Below are 18,688 nucleotides of genomic sequence, written 5' to 3' on the forward strand. Positions count from 1 at the left end.
AAGGGGCCCACGTGGACAGTAGGACCAAGCGCCGCTTATCGCCCGCCGAGCTCGACGCGCTGGCCCGGCGGGCCGTGGGGGCGGGCGTCTTCACGGCCACCGAGCTGACCGACGGCTACGCCAACGCGGTGTGGCGGCTGACCCTGGAGGACGGCCGCGAGGTGGTGCTCAAGCTGTCGCCCTCGCCCGATCTCGACCAGCTCAGCTACGAGCGCAACCTGCTGCGCATGGAGGCCGCCGCCTACGAGCTGGCCGCCGCCGCGGGCGTGCCGATGGCGGAGCTGCTGGTGGCCGGGTTCGACGACCCGGTGCTGGGCGGCGACTACCTGATGCTGAGCGCCCTCGACGGCGTCTCCTGGAACGACGTCAAGCCCGAGGGCGAGCGGGCGCTGCGCCGGGAGCTCGGCCGCCACCTGGCCGCGTTCAACGCGGTGACCGGCGAGGTGTTCGGCTACCCGCACGCCGGGATCGTCGGCTCGACCTGGCGGGAGGCGTTCCTGGCCATGGTGGGCGCGCTGCTGGCCGACACCGAGCGCTACCCGACGCCGCTGCCCCGCCCGGCCGCCGAGATCATGGCGGCCTTCGAGCGGGCCGCGCCGGTGCTGGACGAGGTGACCACGCCCTGCCTGGTGCACTTCGACGTGTGGGCCGGGAACGTGTTCCTCGACCTGACCGGCGAACCGCGCATCCAGGCGATCATCGACCACGAGCGGGCGTTCTGGGGCGACCCGATCGCCGAGTTCGTCACCCCGACGATCTTCGACGAGCTGCGCGAGGACGACCCGCTGCTGGCCGGCTACCGCGAGGTGACGCCGCTGGAGCTGACCGCCTCGGCCCGCGCCCGGCTCGACCTCTACCGCGCCTACCTCTACCTGATCCTGCTGGTGGAGAACGGACCCCGGCAGTACCCGGAAGCCGAGTACGCCAGGGTCCGTGATCTGGCCGTCAGCTCACTGGCGGAGGTCCTGGACCGCCTCGTACGGCTTCCCCTTGACGCCCGCTGACAGCTTGCCGCACTGACCGCCGCCCGCGCCGTTCACCTGGTTCGGCACGCCGAGGTCGGCCGGCGCCGGGGTGTTGCCGGTGCAGGCGAGCGCGCCCTTGACCGTGACGCCCGACAGGATCGGCGCGGTGTTGCCGGTGAGCACGGCCGCGCCGCGCAGTTCGCCGCCCACGACGGTGAGCTGCCGCGCGCCCGTGACGCTGAGCGCGCCGTCCACGCGGGTCCTGATCAGGTGCACGGCGGCGGGCCCGGCGGCGGTGAGGGTGCCGCTGATCCGGCCGCCGTCGGTCACCAGCGAGGCGCCCGCCTTGACCGTGACCGGGCCGGTGACCTGAGCGTCCTTCAGGCAGGTGACGCCGTCGGCCACGGTGAGCGGGCCCCGGTGCGTGCCGGTGACCGTGCGGTCGCAGGCGGGCGGCGGGGCGATGGTGGTGACGGTGAAGCTCTTGGCCTGCCCGTAGTTGCCGGCGGCGTCGATCGAGCGGTATTCGACGGTGTGCCGGCCGCGCGGCAGCTTGCCGTAGACGAGGGAGTCGATGACCGTGCCCTCCTCGGTGAACGTCCAGGGCAGCTCGGAGGAGGTGGGCCAGCCGAAGTAGTTGAACCAGCCGTCGCCGTCCACCCGGGACTCCGAGACCACGTACCCGTCGCGGTCGTCGTCGCCGGTGAGCTTCATCGTGAACGGGGCGTTGTAGACGTAGGTGTCGCCGGAGCGGGCGAGCGGCTCGGACAGCTCGTACCCGGTGGTGGGATCGGCGGCGTCGACCTGCCAGGTCAGCGTCGTGCCGCCGAGGGTGGCCGTGAGGGTGTGCGCGCCGGGCGTCAGGCCGGCCGCGCCCAGGTCGAACTCGGCGCCGGTGCCCGCCTGCCGGTCACCGTCCAGCGTCCAGGTGACGGCGGGGACGGTCGCCGCCGGGTGGGTGGTCTCCACGTAGACGACGGCGGCGCGCCCGGCCGGGCGGTCCGTCGGCGTGGACGACACGATGCCCGCCTGGACGCCGTCGGGCGGCGTGGTGAGCGTGGTGTCCACGGTCCAGGTGCGCGTCCTGGTCATGGCGGCCCTGACCGCCGGGTCCCGGACGAACTCCGTGGGGTCGGCGACGGTGGCGGTGACCGTGTGCGTGCCGGGGGCCAGGCCCAGGGTGCGCAGGTCGAGGACGTCGGCGTCGCCGGGCAGGTTCTTGCCGTCCACGGCCCAGGTGGTGGTCAGCGAGTGCCCGGCCGGGCGCATCGGCTCGATCCAGAGCACCCGGTCGGCCCCGACGGGCGCGGACGTGGGCGCGGAGTCCTGGATCAGCATCGTCTTGGCGGTGATGCGCTGGGTCATGACCTCGCGGCTGACCTGGTCGAAGTAGTAGCCGAGGGTCTTCATCATGGAATGCCTGCTCGGCCGCCACACGCCGCTCGTGTAGTACATGCCGCCCTCGAAGCGGGCGATCGGGCCGCCGGACTCGCTGTCCTCGCCCAGCCACCGCCACCACTTCCTGCGCTGGTCGAGCATCTGCTGCTCGGTCAGCAGGCTGTGGTGCGCGCTGGACGGCTCGGAGCCGCCGTAGGTCCCGCCGGGGACGCCGCGCTGGTAGTAGTCGTACTCGTCCTGGAGGCCGCCCAGGGAGTGGCCGAGCTCGTGCGGGCTGATCAGGGCGGACATGGAGTTGCTGCCGGAGGCGGTGGCGTAGCTGCCGCCCGCGCCGCCGTAGGTGCCGCTGTTGGCCAGGGCGAGGATCTGCCGGTTGCCCGACGTCGTCCCGGTGACCAGGTTGGCGAAGCGGGTGGCGGCGGAGTTGTCCATGGTGATCAGGCGCTGCACGCTGCCCGGGTTGCACCCTCCCCAGAAGCCCATGCTCAGCGGGGTCGTACGGCGGGGCGCGTCCAGGCCGGGGTCGCAGCTCACGCCGGACTCGCCGGAGACGATGTCGATCCGGTAGACGTTGATGTAGTCGCGGTAGGTCTTGAACGGCTCGATCGACCACATCACGTTGAGGTGCCGGTCCACGTCGGCCCGGAACTTCGCCTGCTCGGCCTCGGTGTAGCCGTCGCCCATGACGATCAGGTTGAACCGCTTGGCGGGGGCGCCGGTGACCTGGACCGGCACGACCGTGGCCGCGCCGGGCCCGTCGGCGGCCGCGGACGCGTGGGCGGATGGGACATATAAGACGGCGGCGGCCAGCACCAGGGCCGCGAATTTACGCATGTCATGCACTATCGGCCCGAAAGGTGCAGGAGTCTCATCCCATAAGGGCATAACTCCGGAGTGATAGCTTCTGCGGGATGCAGCTCGAACTGAGACATCTCAGGACGCTGCGCGCCATCGCCGACCAGGGCAGCGTGACCAGGGCCGCGGCGGCGCTCGGCGTCTCCCAGCCCGCGCTCACCGCCCAGCTGGGGCGGATCGAGCGCCTGCTCGGCGGCGCGGTCTTCACCCGGGACCACCGCGGCGTGGCGGCCACCGCGTTCGGGGAGTTCGTGCTGGCCAGGGCCCGGGTGGTGCTCGCCGGGGTGGACGATCTGCTGGCGGCGGGGCCGTACGAGCTGGCCGGGCAGTCGATCCGGGTGGGCAGCTTCGAGAACCCCGTCGTCGTGCCCCTCGTCGCGAACCTGGCGGGCGCGCTGCCCGAGGCGCGCATCACGCTGCAGACCGAGCACTTCGTCCGGGTGCTGGTGGACATGGTGGCCAACGGGCGGCTCGACGTGGCCCTGGTGGCCGACTACCCCGACCACGAGCTGCGGCCCAGCCCCGCCATGGGCATGGGGGTGGTGGCGGTCGAGCCGGTGTTCGTGGCGCTGCCCGCCGCCCATCCGCTGGCCGGGCGGACGGAGGTGGAGCTGGCCGAGCTGGCGGGCGAGCCGTGGGTGCTGCCGCCGCCCGACGGCATGGGGTGGCCGGAGCACCTGCTGGAGGCGTGCGGGCGGGCCGGGTTCACACCGCGCGGGCGGTACCAGCTCGTGGAGGCCGGGGTGCGGCGGGAGCTGATCGCGGCCGGGCACGCGGTGTCGGCCTGCCAGGCGCTCTACGACCCGGGTGAGCGGGTGGCGGTGCTGCCGCTGCGCGGGAACCCGCTGTGGATGCGGCAGGTGCTCATCTGGCGGTCGTCGTTCGCGGCGCACGCGCCGGCCCTGCTGGAAAGCGCCCGCGCCGCGCACGCCGCCGTCGCGGCCCGCAGCACGGCGTACACCGCCTGGACCGCCCGCTACGGCCGCCCGCCCCTCACCTCCTGAGCCGCTCCTGAGCCGCTCCTGACGCGCGGTGCCCTCCACCCTTCGGCACGCCGGAGGGGCGGAGGGCTTGCCCATTTCCCCTGACAGGGAGACAATCTCATTGGGTGATGAATTATGACGTGTGTAATAGCCGGAGGCGGTCCCGCCGGGGCCGTGCTCGCACTGCTGCTGGCCAGGGCCGGCGTCGAGGTCACGCTGCTGGAGAAGCACGCCGACTTCCTGCGTGACTTCCGAGGCGACACGATCCATCCCTCCACCCTGCGCGTGCTCGGCGAGCTCGGGCTGGCGGAGGAGTTCCTCAAACTGCCCCACCGCAAGGCGCACGAGCTGCGGCTGGCGACCGACGCCGGTGACATCAGGCTCGCGAGCCTGCGCGGCCTGCCGGGCGGCTACGACTACATCGCGTTCGTTCCCCAGTGGGACTTCCTCACGCTGGTCACGAAGGCCGCGAGCGCGTACCCGAACTTCCGGCTGCTGATGAACGCCGAGGCCCACGACCTGATCCGCGAGGACGGCGCGGTGCGCGGGGTGCGCTACCGCGACCCGTCCGGCGAGCACGAGCTGAGGGCGACCCTGACCGTGGCGGCCGACGGACGGCGCTCGGTGCTGCGCGAACGCGCCGGCCTGGTCCCCCAGGACCTGAAGGCGCCGATGGACGTGCTCTGGTTCAGGCTGCCCCGGCACGACGGCGACCCCGACGACACGTTCCTGCGTGTCTCCAGCGGCCACATGATGGTCGCCATCAACCGCGAGACCTACTGGCAGCTCGCCTACCTGATCCCCAAGGGCGGCTACGGGCCACTGACCGAGCAGGGCATCGACGCCCTCAGGCGCCCGGTGGCCACGCTGCTGCCTTACCTGGCGGACCGGGTGGGCCAGATCGAGGGCTTCGACGACGTCAGCGTGCTCACGGTCGCGCTCAACCGGCTGCGCCGCTGGCACCGCCCGGGGTTCCTGTGCATCGGTGACGCGGCGCACGCCATGTCGCCGGTCTTCGGGGTGGGCATCAACCTGGCCGTCCAGGACGCGGTGGCCGCGGCCAACCTGCTCGCCGCGCCGCTCGCCGCGGGCCGGCCGATCACGGAGGCCATGCTGCACCGGCTGCAGCGCCGGCGCATGCTGCCCACGCGGATCACGCAGGCGGCCCAGCGGGTGGTGCAGAACCGGGTGATCAGCGCCGCGCTGGGGCGGCGGTTCGACCCGTCCGGGCTGCCGCGCGACGTGACCAGGATCCCGCTGCTCAACCGGCTGCCGCGGCGTTTCATCGGGTTGGGCGTACTCCCTGAGCACGTAAAGTCTCCCGAAAGCTGATAAATGCATTCTCACAACGTGGACAAGGGGGTCAGTGGGGCCGGGTCAGTGGAATACCCTCGTATCTCGTGAGCAGCAATCTCGTGGATCTCGATTCCTGGCGAGCCCTTCCCGCGGCCCAGCAGCCCGACTGGCCCGATCGCGGTGAGCTCGACAAGGTCGTCGCCGAGCTCGGCGGCCTGCCCCCGCTCGTCTTCGCCGGCGAGTGCGACCAGCTCAAGAGGCAGCTGGCGGCCGTCTCGCGCGGGGAGGCGTTCGTCCTGCAGGGCGGCGACTGCGCCGAGACCTTCTCCGGCGCGACCGCCGACAACGTCCGCAACAAGCTCAAGACGTTGCTGCAGATGGCGATCGTGCTGACCTACGCGGCGAAGGTGCCGGTCGTGAAGATCGGCCGGGTGGCGGGCCAGTTCGCCAAGCCGCGTTCCAAGGGCACGGAGGTCCGCGACGGCGTGGAGCTGCCGGCCTACCGCGGCGACATGGTCAACGGCTTCGAGTTCACGCCCGAGTCGCGTCAGCCCGACCCGTGGCGGCTGCTCAAGGCGTACCACTCCTCGGCCGTGACGCTCAACCTGGCGCGTGCCTTCACCAAGGGCGGCTACGCCGACCTGCGCCAGGTCCACGCCTGGAACCAGGACTTCGTGGGCGAGTCGCCCGCCGGGCGCCGCTACGAGCAGCTCGCCCGGGAGATCGACCAGGCGCTGGCCTTCATGCGGGCCTGCGGGGCCGAGCCCGAGGAGTTCCACACGGTCGAGTTCTACGCCTCCCACGAGGCCCTCATCCTCGACTACGACCGGGCGCTCACCCGCATCGACTCGCGCACGGGCCTGCCCTACGACGTCTCGGCGCACATGGTCTGGATCGGCGAGCGCACCCGCCAGCTCGACGGCGCGCACGTCGACTTCTTCGCCGGCATCCGCAACCCGATCGGCGTCAAGCTCGGCCCGACGACCTCGCCGAAAGAGGCGCTGGCGCTGATCGAGAAGCTCAACCCGGACAACGAGCCGGGCCGGCTCACGTTCATCACCCGGATGGGCGCCTCGAAGATCCGCGAGCACCTGCCCGCGCTGGTCAAGGAGGTCACGGCCGCCGGCGCCCAGGTGGCCTGGATCTGCGACCCGATGCACGGCAACACGTTCGAGGCGCCGAGCGGGCACAAGACGCGCCACTTCGACGACGTGCTCGACGAGGTGGCCGGATTCTTCGAGGTCCACCGCGAGCTCGGCACGCACCCGGGCGGCATCCACATCGAGTTCACCGGCGACGACGTCACCGAGTGCGTGGGCGGCGGCCACGAGATCGTCGAGGGCGACCTCGCCACCCGTTACGAGACCGCCTGCGACCCGCGGCTCAACCGCGGCCAGTCGCTCGACCTCGCCTTCCGCGTGGCCGAGCTGTACCGGGGCTGAGCACGACGCCTTCCCGGGGCTGACCGCGGTCTCCTCCCGAGGCTGACCGCGGTCTCCCGCCGGGTTCCGCGCGGCGTGTCTCTCCGGGACGCGCCGCGCGGGCAACCGAACCGAATTCCAGTGCGGGCGGGGTCGGCACGGCTATGATCACGCGAAAGACCGAAATTTCGGGAGAAAACGTGGACAGTGCCCCCGAGGGGGTCGACCCCAACGTCCCCAACGTCGCGCGGATGTACGACTACTACCTCGACGGCAAGGACAACTTCGCGGCCGACCGCGCCGCGGCGGAGCAGATCCTCAAGGTGTTCCCCAACACCAAGGAGGCCGCCCGCGCCAATCGCGCGTTCCTGCAGCGGGCCGTCCGGCACCTGGTGGACTCGGGCGTGCGGCAGATCATCGACCTCGGGGCCGGGCTGCCCACGCAGGGCAACACCCACGAGATCGCTCCCGAGGCGCGCGTGGTCTACGTCGACTACGACTCGGTCGTGTGCGTCCACGGACGGGCGCTGCTGGCCCGTACGGACAACGTCGACTTCCTCCAGGCCGACATCCGCGAGGTCGACCTCCTGCTGGACAAGCTGGGCGCCCTGGTGGACTTCGACCAGCCGGTCGCCTTCCTCATGCTGGCGATCCTGCACTTCATCCCCGACGAGCAGGCCCACCCGATCGTGGCCGGGCTGCGCGAGGCCAGTGCCCCCGGCAGCCACCTGGTGATCAGCCACGCCATCGACGCCAGGCCCGACACCACCCCGCAGGCCCACCAGGTCTACAACCAGGCCACGGCCGCGCTGAGCCTCAGGACCGACAAGGAGATCCTGAGCTTCTTCGACGGTTACGAACTGGCCGACCCGGGCCTGGTGTTCCCCCAGGACTGGCGGCCCACCGAGCCGCCCGCCCTGACGAGCGGCACGGACGTCGGCTACGTCGGCGTCGCCTGCAAACCCTGACGAACCCACCGGACCGCCCGGCTCGCGGCCTCCCGTGGTCAGGGCAGGGCCGCCAGGAGCTGCCGCACCTTGGCCGTCGGCGGCCCGGACGGCACGGCGAGGTGGGTGAGCACCTCGGGCTCGTCCAGGCCGGCGTAGGCGACGCCGCGGATCGGCGGCAGCTCGTCGAAGACCGGGTAGAACAGCGTCCACGACGGCGGCCCCGCGGCCAGGTCGATGAGCGTGTCGTGCAGCCCGGTGAAGGCCGGGCCCCGCGGCGGGTCCACGCCCGCCCGCGCCAGCGCCCCGGTGACCAGGTCGTGGAAAGACGGGTTGCGCTCGCGGGGGGCGAGTCGTACGGGCAGGTCGCCCAGCTGGGCGAGGCCGAGCGTGCCGGCCGTGGCCAGCGGGTGGCCGGCGGGCAGCGCCACGACCAGCGGCTCGGTCCAGGCGGGGAAGAACTCCAGACCGGGCGCGCTGTCCACCAGCCGGACGAGGGCGGCGTCCAGGTCGCCCGAGCGGACCGCTGCCAGCCGCTCGGCGAGCCCCTGTTTGCTGAGCCGGACCCGCAGGCCGGGGTCGAGCCGGTCGAGCATCGGGTACAGGCGGGTGCCGGGCGCCCGCGACACGCCGAGCCGCAGGGTGGCTCCCTCCAGGTGGCCGGTGACCGCCCGGCGGGCGCGTTCGGCCGCGGCGAGCACTTCGCGGGCCTCGGGCAGCAGCCGCTCCCCCGCCTCCGTCAGCCGTACGTGCCGGGTCGAGCGGTCGAACAGGCGCGCGCCCAGTTCGCGTTCGAGCCGGCTCACCTGCTGGCTGACGGCGGGCTGCACGATGTGCAGCCGCTCGGCCGCCCGGCCGAAGCCGCCCTCGTCGGCGACGGCGACGAAGTAGGCGAGCTGGCGCAGCTCCACTGGGGCTCCATTCATCATGATCCGTGATGGCTGTCCAGGAGAACGTCTTCTGGTTCGCCCGCTCTTCCCGCGATGGACTGGCCCGCATGAACGGGAGTGGATTGATCGGGATCAGGCTGGGCGCGCTGTTCGGCCCGGCCGTGTTCGGCGTCACGGCGGCCGGGGTCGCCCTGCCGGACGTCGCCGCCGCGCTGGGGGCGCGTCCAGGCGCGGTGGTGTGGGTGCTGACCGCGCACGCCCTGGCGCTGGGCATCGGGACGGCGCTGTTCGGACGCCTGTCGGACGCGTGGGGGGTGCGCCGCACGCTGCTGCTCGGCTCGGCGGTGCTGGCATCGGGGGCGCTGGCCTGCCTGGTGGCGCCGTCGCTGGGCACGCTCGTGGCGGCGCGGGCGGTGCTGGCGGCCGGATCGGGCGCGCTGTCGGCGGTCGCGCTGAACCTGGCGGCCACGACCGAGCCGAAGCGGCGTCATGCGGTGCTGGCCTGGTTCGGCAGCGCGATGGCGGTCTTCTCGGCGGGCGCGACGCTGGCCGGAGGGCTGGTCACCCAGGCGTTGTCGTGGCGGCTCACGCTCGCCTTGCCCGCGCTGGCGCTGGTGGCGGTGCCGTTCTGCCTGCCACTGGCGCGGCGGGCGGGGTCGGGCGGACGGGTGGACGTCGTGGGCGCCGGACTGCTGGCGGCGGCGGTGTCGGCGTTCCTCGTGCTCGTCCAGTCGGCCAATCTGGGGCTGACGTGGCCGGTGGCGGCGCTGGCCGGGGCGGTGGCGGCGCTCGCGGGGGCCGCGCTGGTCCGGCGCACCCGTACGGTCGCCGCCGGGTTCGTCCCGCCCGACCTGCCCGCTGACCGGGTCTTCCGCCGGGCCGCGCTGATCGGCGTCGGCGTGTACGGCGGCCTGTTCGCCACCATGTGGGCCGCCCCGCAGCTCCTGGCCGGCGTGCACGGGTGGAACGTGCTGACGATCGGGGCCTGGCTGCTGCCGGGCGCGCTGGTGGGCGTGGTGCTGGCCAGGATCGCGGGCGGCCGGGCCTGGCTGCTGCCCGCCGTGGCCGCCGCCTTCGCCGCCTGCCTGGTCGCGGCCGGGCTCGCCGAGATGCTCGGCGGCGCACGGACGGGCGCGGTGCTGGTGGTGGTGGCCGCCTCGCTCGGGTTCCCGGCGTTCTCGCTGGCCCAGGTGGTGATCACGGGCCGGATGTCGGCGAGCTTCCCGTTGGAGCGGCGCGGCGGCGCGATGGGCCTGCTGAACCTGACGTTCTTCGTCGGCGGCGGGATCGGGCTGGGCGTGGCGGGGGCGCTGTCACGCGTGCTCGGGCTGCCCGGCACGCTCGTGGTGCTCGCGGTGTTCCCGCTGGCCGCCGCCCTGACGCGGGCCGGGGGACGCGAGGGCCCCGCCGTGCAGGCGGGGCCTGCCGGAGTCAGTTCTGCTCGGCGTTCTTCAGCTCCTCGCTGAGCTCGGTCCTGATCGCGTCCATGTCGAGGGCCCGGACCTGGCGGATGAGGTCTTCGAGGGCCGGGGCCGGGATCGCGCCGGCCTGGGCGAACACCACGATGCCGTCGCGGATCGCCATCAGCGTGGGGATCGAGGTGATGTCGAAGCCCTGGGCGAGCGCCTGCTCCGCGTCGGTGTCGATCTTGCCGAAGGTGATGTCGTCGTGCTTGTCGGAGGCCGCCTCGAAGATCGGCCCGAACTTCTTGCACGGCGGGCACCACGTCGCCCAGAAGTCGAGCAGCACGATGCCCTTGTCAGCGATGTCGTTGAAGTTCTTCTCTGTTACTTCGATGGTCGCCACAAGTGGCTCCTCGCTCTTCGGTGAAATTGCAACCGTGTCAACCACGTACCCCCCACCAGCATTCCATGCCGCGGCGGCCCTCAAGCCCGATACGGCGGGCGATCTGGAACGCCGAAGGCGCGGCCCCGCGGGCCGCGCCTTCGGCTCGGGCGACGCGTGCGTTCAGTGGCCGCCGGGCAGGGTCAGGCCGATGACCAGCGGGTCGTGGTCGGAGGAGCGGTAGGCGTCCGGCTGGTAGAGGCCGGGCGGGTTGAACTCGGTGTTGTAGTCGCGGATGCGCGGCTCGTCGGAGTTGATGTGCCAGATGGTGGTGCTGGTCACCCGCTTGAGCAGCTGCTTGCCGGCGAAGGCGTGGTCGAGCTCGCCGGCCAGGCCGTCGAACAGGTAGCTGTAGCGCTGCGGCTCGGGCACGAACCGCTTGGTGAGGCTGGTCAGGCCGCCGGCCTCCAGCGTGTCGATCGGGTCCTCCTCGCCGTAGGCGTTGAGGTCGCCGAGCACGAGCGGGTTGGGCAGGTCCTGGTCATCGATGATGCCCAGCAGCGTCTGGGCCTGCTTGACGCGGGTGGGGTTCCAGCAGCTCTGGCCGTCGCCCTGGTCGGTGTCGGGGCCGTCGGCCGGGCAGGAGCCCTTCGACTTGAGGTGGTTGACGATCATGGTGAACGGCTGGCCGCCGCCCTTCCTGCGGAAGGTCTGGATCAGCGGCGGGCGGCTGAAGACGGGGTCCTGGGAGGCCCTGGTCTCGCCGACCGGGGTCAGCTTGCCCGGCTTGTAGATGAGCCCGACCTGGATGAGGTCCGTGCCGGGGTAGGGGTGGGTGAGCGCCGCGTACGTACCGGCGCCGACCTCGGCGTTGACGGCGTCCACGAGCGCCTGCAGCGCGGTCTGGCCGTTGTTCTCGACCTCCATGAGGGCGACCGCGTCGGCGTCCAGGCCCTTCAGCGCGGCCACCAGCTTGGCGAGCTGCCGCTGCTGCTCGTTGGCGTTGCTCGCGCCGCGTGAGCCGATGGTGGTGAACCAGTTCAGGGTGTTGAACGAGGCCACCTTCACGTTGCCGACCACCGGGAACGGGCGCGGCGTGCGCGGGTTGGCGTCCAGGTAGGCGATCGGCTTGGTGGGCTGGAGGCGGTACTCGCCGAAGCCGTACCCGAGCACGCCGGTGATGCCCACGGCCACGGTCCCCGCCCGCGTGACGGGCGGCAGGGGCGCCGGGTTCTCCCGGTTGGAGCCGTCGTCGACGAGCAGCGAGCGGCTCAGGTCGTGGGCGGGGTCCACGCCGGGCCGGTCGGTGGGCTGGTACAGGCGCCCGTGCGCCGACACCGTGACCTCGCCGAAGCGGCCCAGGTTGTAGTTGTCGTCCACGGTGAGCGGCTGCGGGAAGGTGAGCAGCATGTTCTCGACGGACTCCGGCCCCGCCCCACCCGTGGCCGGGGGCAGGGTGTACGGCTGCGCCGCCACGTTGCCGGCGCCGCAGACGTCCACGGCGGTGACCGGGGACAGCTCGGTCCAGCCGTTGTACTCGGTGGCCTTGCCGGTGACCAGGACGCGGTCGCCGACCTTGACGTCCTTGAAGGACTCGCGGGCGAAGACGAACAGGCCCTCGGAGGTCCTCGGGTCGGAGTCGGGCTGCGGGTCCTGGAGGAAGAAGCCGCTGAGCTGGTCGGTCCGCTGGAAGTCGCCGGTCACGACGCCTTCGACCCGTACGGTCTGGCCGGCCAGAGGACTGGCGTCGCCGCTGCCCTGCACCTCGGCGACGCGGCGGTCGGCCGGGGTGTCGCAGGGCGCCGCCGCCGTCTCGGCGAGGGCCGGGGTGGCGGTCAGGGTGCCCGCCACAAGGGCAGCGAGTGCTGCTCGGGATAAAACGCGCATGACCGGCACTTTAGAGGGATTATTGTCCGCATATTTCCACACAAAAGTGGATAGAACATTAAATCATCGAACCTTGACATTGGCACACTGCGGGTATGACCAGTGCATGGACTGGGTCACCTGCGCGTTTTCTGCTGCCTGCCCCGGAATCGCCCACCAGCCGTCCGGCCTGTGCCTGGCGCATCTGCCGGCCGAGGACCTGCCCGCCGTCCTCGCCCGGCTGTCCCCCGGCAGGCTGCTCGACCTCCGTGGCACCACCGTCACCGCCGACCTGCTCTCGCGGGTCCTGGAGGCGACGAGTCGCAGACCGGGCCGCGCCCGGCTCGACCGGGCCAGGTTCACCGGCGACGTCAGGCTGTCGGGCGTGACGTTCGCCGGTGACGTGTCACTCGACGGGGCCAGGTTCGAAAGGCTGGCCTCCTTCTTCGGGGCGTGCTTCGAGGGGAACGTGTCGCTGGCCGCGGCCAGGTTCACGCGCGAGCTGTCCTTCCACGGCGTACGCGTCCGGGGGCACGTCTCGCTCGACCGGGCCGTGATGTCCCGCGACGCGCTGTTCGGCCAGGCCGTCTTCGAGCACGGGCTCTCCTGCGAGGGCGCCCGGTTCGACGGGTACGCCACCTTCGACGACGCCCGCCTGGGCACCGGCGGCACGTTCCGCGGCGCCAGGTTCGGCCGTACCCTCTCCTTCCGCAAGGTGCGCGGGCAGGCGGGGTTCGAGTATGCGCACTTCGCCGGCGACGCGTACCTGTCGGCCACCGGCAGGCTGTCGGCCGCGCGCGCCCGCGCCGACGGCCTGCTCGACGTGACGGTCGCGCGCTGCGGGGTGGACCTGCGGCGGGTCGAGGTCTCGGGGGCCGCCACCGTACGGCTGACCGACTCCAGCGCCGACCTGGAGGGCGCCGTGCTGCACGGGCCCGCCTCGGTGACCGGCAAGGGCCTGTCGATGCTCAGCTCGCTGCGCCAGGTGGACGCCGACAGCCTCACGCTGACCGGCCTCGACCTGTCGGCGTGCGGCTTCACCGGGCTCATGCGTCCGGCCGGGGTGCGGGTCAGGAACTGCACGTTCGCGCTCACGCCGCGCGGCGTGCGGGTCAGCCTGCGCCGTCCGATGTTGCGCTGGTTCTCGCGGCGCAGCGCGCTGGCCGACGAGCACGCCCTGCGCGGCTGGGACGCCTCCGGCGGCTCGCCCACCACGCCCGACCGGCTGGCCGCCCTCTACGCCGAGCTCCGCGGCCGGGTCGAGGACCGCGACACCTCGGCGGACTTCGCCTTCGCCGCCATGGAGATGCGCCGCCAGGCCGGCGAGCACTGGTGGCTGTCGCTGTCGTGGCTGCTGTGGGGGTACGGCATGCGCCTCGGCCGCGCGGTGGCCTGGTGCACGCTGCTCGCGGCGCTGACGGCGGCGGCGGTGTTGTGGAGCTCCACCTCGCACGCGGCCCGCCAGGCGGTCCACCACAACCCGGTCATCCACCAGTAGCCGGGCGGAAATGCGGTGGCAGGCGGCGGATCGGGCTCGCTAGGGTCGCGCCGGTGAGCATCGATCCACTGCCGCTGCTGTGGTTGTCGGGCCCCACGGGCGCCGGGAAGTCGTCGGCCGGGTGGGAGATCTTCGCCCGGCTCGGCCGCAGCGGCGTCAAGGCGGCCTTCCTCGACGCCGACCAGATCAGCCTCTGTCATCCGGCGCCGGATGACGGCACGCATCGCCTGCGGGCGCGCAACCTGGCGGCCCTGTGGCCGGGGTTCCGGCGCGAGGGGATGGACTGCCTGGTCCTGGCCGGTTTCGTGGACACGTCCGAGGAGGTCGGCCAGTACACCGCGCTGCTGCCCGGGGCGGCGTTCACCGTGTGCCGGCTGCGGGTCCCCCACGCGGAGCTGAGGGCGCGGTTCCTGGGGCGGGGCTGGCGTCCGGACCTGGTGGAGGAGGCCGTGGCCGAGGCCGCGGCACAGGACCGCAGCCGGTACGCCGACCTGTGCGTGGACACCGGCGGGCTGACGGCTCCGGAGACGGCCCGGCTGGTGCTCGACCGGCTCGGCGGGTGGCCGCCGACCGTGCCCGCTGCTTGTCCGGCGACCGTACCCGCTGGTTGTCCGCCGACCGCGCCCTCCGGCGAGGTTCCCCTGCTGTGGTTCTCGGGCGCGACGGCGGCCGGGAAGTCGACGGTCGGCTACGAGGTCTTCGGGCGGGTGCACCGGTCGGGCGTGCGGGCCGCCTACGTCGATCTCCGGCAGATCGCCACGCTGCGCCCGTCCAGTGAGGACGAACGCCGCCGGCTCAAGGCGCACAACCTCGCCGCGCTCTGGGACGGGTACCGGGCGGCCGGGGCCGCCTGCCTGATCGTCTCCGGCGAGGCGGACTCCGACGAGACCGTCCGCGACTGCACCCGCCTGCTGCCCGGCCTGGCGCCGACCGTGTTCCGGCTGCACGCCTCCCCCGCCACGCTGCTCGAACGCGTCCTGCTGCGCGGCCGGGGAGGCGGCCCGGCGATCCCCGGCGACGAGCTGAGGGGGCTGGACGCGGACGCCCTGCGGGCCGTGGCCGCGCGGGCGGCTCGGGAGGCCGCGGCCCTGGAGCGGGCCGGGGCGGGCGACGTGCGCCTGGACACCGACGGCCGCGCCCCGGACGAGCTGGCCTCACAGGCCCTGGCCCACCTCCCGCCACCGGGCCCGAGCCCGCTCCGGTGACCGAGCCGAGTGGCCGCGAGGGAGTCGAACGCGGCGAAGCGCCGGAGCCGGACGGCGGCGAGGGACTCGAACGCGGTGAGGCGCCGAGCCGGGCGGCCGGGATCAGAGGGTGGCGGCGAGGGACTCGATCGTGGTGAAGTGCCGGGGCCAGCCGCCGCCCATGATCCGGCGGGAGAGCTGCTGGGTGGGGTCGTCGGGGTCGAAGCCCTCGTGGTCGAGGAACAGCCGGGTCCCCCGCCCCTCGGGCACCAGCCGCCAGGTGACCGTCCAGTCGGCCTGCTTGCGGTCGCTCCAGCTGATCCGCAGCAGCTTCTCCTCCTCGAACTCCAGCACCTCGCAGTGGACGACGCCGTCGAACCCCACCGCCTTCCTGGGCTGGGTGGTGAAGGTGAACCGGTGGCCCACCTCCAGCCGGAAGTCGTTGGGCATGAGCCAGCGGGCCATCAGCTCGGGGTCGGTCAGCGCCCGCCACACCTTGCGCGGCGGGTGCGCGAGGAACTCGTCCAGCCGGATCGCGGTCCGGTCGTCAGCCATCTTCTTCTTCCATCTCGTCGAGCAGTGCGGAGAGTCCGGCCAGCTTCCCGCGCCAGAACCTCTCGTACGGGGTGAGCCAGTCGCGGATCTCCATGAGTGGCTCCGGCTCCAGCTGGTAGTGCCGTTCCCGCCCCTTGCGGGCCTCGGCGACGAGCCCGGCGTCCTTGAGCACCTTGAGATGCTCCGAGACGCTGGGCCGGCTCAGGTCGAACCGCTCGGCCAGCCGCCCGGCGGGCTGGGGCCCCTCCTGGAGCAGCAGGCGCAGCAGCTCGCGCCTGGCCGGGCTGGCCAGCGCGGTGAAGACGTGGTCGGCGGTCATGCCTGGCTGACCACGAACCCGTTGCCGAAGGGGTCGCCGAAGAGCAGCTGGCGTCCCCATGCCTCGTCGCTCGGCCCTTCGAAGGCGATCTCGTGGGCGGCGAGCCGGGCGGCGAGCGCGTCGAGGTCGGGTGCGGCCAGCACGAGCCCGCCGACGGGGGCCATGGCGGGGAACCAGGAGGCCAGCAGGAGCGTGGTCGCCGTGCCCTTGGGCGCGACGGTGAGCCAGCGGCCCATCGGGAACGGATTGTCGGTGCGCACCTCGAAGTCGAGCACGCCGGTGTAGAAGTCGAGCGCCCGCGCCTGGTCGGCGACGGGCACGGTGACGGTCAGAATCCCGGAAATCAGCATGTGGGCCACTATACGTAGGATTTTTCCGACATATCAAGCCGGTGCGCGAAATATCGGGGACTTCCCTGATAGGCCAACGGCGACCTGCTCCGTAGACTGGGATCATGCGGATCGACGACTACGTGGCCGACCTCGATCGCGTGCTGTCCGGCCCCGCCGGCGCGAAGCGCGACCTGGTCGTCGAGGCGCGCGACAGCCTGTCCGACACCGCCGACGCCCTGGAGGCCGACGGGCTCGAACGCGCCGAGGCCGAGCGGCTGGCGGTCGCGGAGTTCGGCCCGGTCACCGAGATCGCCCCGGGCTACCAGAGCGAGCTGACCGCCGTGGCCGGGCGGCGCCTGGGCCTGCTGCTGTTCATCAGCGTCCCGCTGACCGCGCTCATGTGGTCGCTGGTGTGGCGGATCTATCCCGCCGACCCGGCGCTGTGGGTGGGCAGGCCCGCCTGGTACCACCTGCTCTCGCGGCTGCTGGACATCTGCCAGCTCGCGACCGGCCTGTACGGCGGCCTCGCCCTGCTGGCGCTGGGCCGGGGCGCCCGCTGGATCCGCCGCCCGCGCCTGGTGACCAGGTCGCTGGGCATCCTCGTGTGGGGCATGCTGCCGGTCGCGGGCGCCATGAGCCTCGTGCTGTCCTACAGTTCCTCCGGGCCGGGCACGATGACCGACTACCTGCCCGCGTTCCTGGCGAACCTGGTCACGACCGCGTTCTGGGGCCTGCAGATCTACGGCGCGACGCGCTGCCTGCGGGTCACCCGCGCCGGCCGGACCGCCGCGGAACCGTCAGCCTGAGGCCCGCGTGTCGGCCTGGAGCACGCCGCCGATCACGCTGGTGAACTCCCGCCAGGCCGACCGCTCCCCTTCGAGCTGCTTCCTGCCCGAGTCGGTCAGCCGGTACGTGCGCCGCTTGCGCCCGCCCACGGTCGCCCATTCGCTGGCCAGGTAGCCGATGCGCTCCAGCCGCCGCAGCGCCGGATAGACGGTGCCGGTGGGCACGCTGAGCGCGCCTCCGCTGCGCTCCTGGAGCGCCTCGATGATCGCGTAGCCGTGCAGCGGCTCCCGCTCCAGCACCGAGAGCAGCAACGCGTCCATGTGCCCGCGCAGCGCGTCTGGATTCATGTCCTAGATCCTAGACAACCGTTTCGCATGTAGCCAGTCTACATGTAGGCTGTCTATATGTAGGTAGACACAACAACGGAGTCGAGGGAATGGACGTACTCGAACTCGCCCGCACGCAGTTCGCGGTGACGGGAAGCCTGCACTTCCTGTTCGTCGTGCTCACGCTCGGGCTGGCGCCGATCGTGGCGCTCATGCACACCCGCCACGTGATCTCCGGCAGCGCGCTGCACGGAGGCATGACCCGGTTCTGGGGTCAGATCTACGTCGTCAACTACGCCCTGGGCATCGTCACCGGCCTGGTGATGGAGTTCCAGTTCGGGCTGTCGTGGAGCGGGCTGTCCGACTACGCCGGAGGCGTGTTCGGCGCGCCGCTGGCCATGGAGACCCTGGTGGCCTTCTTCCTGGAGTCCACGTTCCTCGGACTGTGGATCTTCGGGTGGGGGCGGCTGCCCAAATGGCTGCACCTGGCCTGCATCTGGCTGGTGACGCTGACCGCGTACGCCAGCGCGTTCTTCATCATGGTCGCCAACTCCTTCCTGCAGAACCCGGCGGGCTCGGTGCTCAGGGACGGCCGGCTGGAGCTGGTCGACTTCGGCGCCCTGCTCACGAACAAGACGCTGGTGTTCTCCTTCCCCCACGTCATCGGCGCGGGGTTGCTGACCGGCGGCCTGGTGCTGGCCGGGGCTAGCGCGTACCAGTTGCGGCGCCGCACGCGGGAGTCGGTGTTCTTCGACAGGTCCCTGCGCATGGGGGTCGGCGTGGCGTCCGTCGGCGCCTTCCTGGCCCTGGGGTTCGGCTACGCGCAGTTCGGCGGCGTCCAGGAGGGCAAGTTCGACGGGAGCACGGGCGCCGCGGTGCCGCTCGGGTTCATGATCGAGATCGGCCAGCTCCTGGCGTTCGTGCTGCTCTTCATCCTCCTGCCGCTCATCTACTGGCTGCCGCGCTGGCGGTGGACGCACGTGGTGCTGATGCTCATGACCCCGGTGCCGTTCGCGCTGGCGATCCTGGGCTGGATGGCCAGGGAGATCGGCCGCCAGCCGTGGATGGTGTGGCAGAAGCTCACCGTCGCCGACGCCCTGACGCCGGGGCTGACCTCGGGCATGGTCACGGCCTCGCTCATCGGGTTCGCCGGGGTGCTGGGGCTGCTGGCGGTCGTCGACTACGTCCTCATCGCCCGGATCGTCCGGCGGGGTCCGCGCGACCTCGACCTCGGCGCGGTCCCCGCCGGCGCCCGGCCCGCCCCGGCGATGACCTTCTAGGA

18 protein-coding genes are annotated in these 18,688 nt (G+C 72.4%); 10 read left to right on the plus strand and 8 right to left on the minus strand.

Annotated elements, in window-relative coordinates; translation table 11 throughout:
- The first annotated feature begins 11 nt into the window (after positions 1-11).
- Positions 12-1,004 carry an aminoglycoside phosphotransferase family protein gene (locus AB0J97_RS29870; RefSeq protein WP_357695855.1) on the plus strand — a complete coding sequence of 331 codons (993 nt, stop codon included), beginning with the start codon at positions 12-14 and terminating at the stop codon, positions 1,002-1,004.
- Here AB0J97_RS29870 and AB0J97_RS29875 read toward each other — a convergent pair.
- The gene (locus AB0J97_RS29875; protein WP_364094503.1) at positions 951-3,197 is read right to left on the minus strand and encodes a M64 family metallopeptidase; all 2,247 of its coding nucleotides are present in this window, start codon (positions 3,195-3,197) and stop codon (positions 951-953) included. The genes AB0J97_RS29870 and AB0J97_RS29875 overlap by 54 nt on opposite strands.
- A gap of 77 nt (positions 3,198-3,274) precedes the next feature.
- Here AB0J97_RS29875 and AB0J97_RS29880 point away from each other — a divergent pair, with 77 nt between their 5' ends.
- The 4 genes from AB0J97_RS29880 (at position 3,275) to AB0J97_RS29895 (ending at position 7,886) form a co-directional block, all read left to right on the plus strand.
- Positions 3,275-4,222 (plus strand): LysR family transcriptional regulator, encoded by a 948-nt coding sequence (locus AB0J97_RS29880; RefSeq protein WP_357695850.1) that lies wholly within the window; start codon positions 3,275-3,277, stop codon positions 4,220-4,222.
- 114 nt (positions 4,223-4,336) lie between these two features.
- Complete coding sequence (locus AB0J97_RS29885; protein WP_364094508.1) at positions 4,337-5,533, plus strand: FAD-dependent oxidoreductase; 1,197 nt, start codon at positions 4,337-4,339, stop codon at positions 5,531-5,533.
- A 68-nt stretch (positions 5,534-5,601) separates the two neighbouring features.
- A complete protein-coding gene (locus tag AB0J97_RS29890; RefSeq protein ID WP_357695846.1) occupies positions 5,602-6,939 on the plus strand; it encodes a class II 3-deoxy-7-phosphoheptulonate synthase in 1,338 nt (445 codons plus the stop codon).
- A 179-nt stretch (positions 6,940-7,118) separates the two neighbouring features.
- Positions 7,119-7,886 carry an SAM-dependent methyltransferase gene (locus tag AB0J97_RS29895; RefSeq protein WP_364094511.1) on the plus strand — a complete coding sequence of 256 codons (768 nt, stop codon included), beginning with the start codon at positions 7,119-7,121 and terminating at the stop codon, positions 7,884-7,886.
- 38 nt (positions 7,887-7,924) lie between these two features.
- Here the strand turns inward: AB0J97_RS29895 and AB0J97_RS29900 are convergent, their stop codons facing one another.
- A complete protein-coding gene (locus AB0J97_RS29900; RefSeq protein WP_364094514.1) occupies positions 7,925-8,776 on the minus strand; it encodes a LysR family transcriptional regulator in 852 nt (283 codons plus the stop codon).
- Positions 8,777-8,802: 26 nt separating this feature from the next.
- On the opposite strand from AB0J97_RS29900, the gene AB0J97_RS29905 reads away from it, so the two are divergent.
- Positions 8,803-10,221 (plus strand): MFS transporter, encoded by a 1,419-nt coding sequence (locus AB0J97_RS29905; RefSeq protein WP_364094517.1) that lies wholly within the window; start codon positions 8,803-8,805, stop codon positions 10,219-10,221.
- Here AB0J97_RS29905 and AB0J97_RS29910 read toward each other — a convergent pair.
- The gene (locus tag AB0J97_RS29910) at positions 10,187-10,561 is read right to left on the minus strand and encodes a thioredoxin family protein (protein ID WP_357695838.1); all 375 of its coding nucleotides are present in this window, start codon (positions 10,559-10,561) and stop codon (positions 10,187-10,189) included. The genes AB0J97_RS29905 and AB0J97_RS29910 overlap by 35 nt on opposite strands.
- A 162-nt stretch (positions 10,562-10,723) precedes the next feature.
- Positions 10,724-12,427 (minus strand): ExeM/NucH family extracellular endonuclease, encoded by a 1,704-nt coding sequence (locus tag AB0J97_RS29915; protein ID WP_364094521.1) that lies wholly within the window; start codon positions 12,425-12,427, stop codon positions 10,724-10,726.
- A gap of 106 nt (positions 12,428-12,533) precedes the next feature.
- Between AB0J97_RS29915 and AB0J97_RS29920 the strand changes: the two genes are divergently transcribed.
- Both AB0J97_RS29920 and AB0J97_RS29925 read left to right on the plus strand, forming a co-directional pair.
- Entirely contained in the window at positions 12,534-13,904 is a 1,371-nt protein-coding gene (locus AB0J97_RS29920) for a pentapeptide repeat-containing protein (protein WP_364094524.1), read from the plus strand.
- A gap of 53 nt (positions 13,905-13,957) precedes the next feature.
- Positions 13,958-15,109 (plus strand): hypothetical protein, encoded by a 1,152-nt coding sequence (locus AB0J97_RS29925; protein WP_364094527.1) that lies wholly within the window; start codon positions 13,958-13,960, stop codon positions 15,107-15,109.
- A gap of 102 nt (positions 15,110-15,211) precedes the next feature.
- Here the strand turns inward: AB0J97_RS29925 and AB0J97_RS29930 are convergent, their stop codons facing one another.
- Genes AB0J97_RS29930 through AB0J97_RS29940 form a run of 3 tightly spaced genes read right to left on the minus strand, consistent with a single transcriptional unit; the run spans position 15,212 to position 16,312 of the window.
- Positions 15,212-15,643, minus strand: a complete 432-nt coding sequence (locus tag AB0J97_RS29930) for an SRPBCC domain-containing protein (protein ID WP_357695831.1) — start codon at positions 15,641-15,643, stop codon at positions 15,212-15,214.
- The gene (locus AB0J97_RS29935; protein ID WP_357695829.1) at positions 15,636-15,962 is read right to left on the minus strand and encodes a metalloregulator ArsR/SmtB family transcription factor; all 327 of its coding nucleotides are present in this window, start codon (positions 15,960-15,962) and stop codon (positions 15,636-15,638) included. Before AB0J97_RS29935 ends, AB0J97_RS29930 begins: the two co-directional genes overlap by 8 nt.
- Positions 15,959-16,312, minus strand: a complete 354-nt coding sequence (locus AB0J97_RS29940; RefSeq protein WP_364094532.1) for a VOC family protein — start codon at positions 16,310-16,312, stop codon at positions 15,959-15,961. Before AB0J97_RS29940 ends, AB0J97_RS29935 begins: the two co-directional genes overlap by 4 nt.
- Before the next feature lie 104 nt (positions 16,313-16,416).
- On the opposite strand from AB0J97_RS29940, the gene AB0J97_RS29945 reads away from it, so the two are divergent.
- Positions 16,417-17,100 carry a permease prefix domain 1-containing protein gene (locus AB0J97_RS29945; protein ID WP_357695825.1) on the plus strand — a complete coding sequence of 228 codons (684 nt, stop codon included), beginning with the start codon at positions 16,417-16,419 and terminating at the stop codon, positions 17,098-17,100.
- Here AB0J97_RS29945 and AB0J97_RS29950 read toward each other — a convergent pair.
- Positions 17,092-17,427 carry a helix-turn-helix transcriptional regulator gene (locus AB0J97_RS29950; RefSeq protein WP_364094536.1) on the minus strand — a complete coding sequence of 112 codons (336 nt, stop codon included), beginning with the start codon at positions 17,425-17,427 and terminating at the stop codon, positions 17,092-17,094. The genes AB0J97_RS29945 and AB0J97_RS29950 overlap by 9 nt on opposite strands.
- Positions 17,428-17,516: 89 nt before the next feature.
- Here AB0J97_RS29950 and AB0J97_RS29955 point away from each other — a divergent pair, with 89 nt between their 5' ends.
- Positions 17,517-18,686, plus strand: coding sequence for a cytochrome ubiquinol oxidase subunit I (locus AB0J97_RS29955; protein ID WP_364094539.1), 1,170 nt, complete (start codon positions 17,517-17,519; stop codon positions 18,684-18,686).
- Positions 18,687-18,688 lie beyond the last annotated feature (2 nt).

The organism is Nonomuraea sp. NPDC049607 (genome assembly GCF_040675375.1).
In the GTDB taxonomy this organism is placed as follows: Bacteria; Actinomycetota; Actinomycetes; order Streptosporangiales; family Streptosporangiaceae; genus Nonomuraea.